Annotated in this window: 1 protein-coding gene; it reads right to left on the bottom strand. The window is 51.0% G+C overall.

Annotated features, from left to right (window positions below):
• Positions 1 to 245 (bottom strand): hypothetical protein (locus SB847_RS21970; protein WP_410578849.1); only part of this gene is annotated, 245 nt, incomplete at both ends.

The following is a 245-nucleotide window of genomic DNA, read 5'->3' as shown; positions in this document are numbered from 1 at the left end:
AAGCAACGCAAAATCCTTAATCCATGGATCCAAATGGCTCCACGTTGGAATCATCAACATTACGAAGGCGACCGTCGCCGGGAAAAATCCAATCTTGTCGAGCGATCCAGCAAGCATCATCCCGCGCCGCTCGAACGCGAGTCGTTGGTGACGATAGTGCGCCAATACGTATTCGGTTGCCTCCCGGTCGCATCTGTTCAGCTCGAGCACCATTACAAAATCTAGCTTGATAGCATCATCCAAAG

It is taken from the genome of Bacillus sp. SIMBA_026 (assembly GCF_046535335.1).
Lineage (GTDB): Bacteria > Bacillota > Bacilli > Bacillales > Bacillaceae > Bacillus > Bacillus velezensis.
The sequence above is the reverse complement of the archived record's forward strand: the minus strand, read 5'-3'. Positions and strand labels throughout refer to the sequence as shown.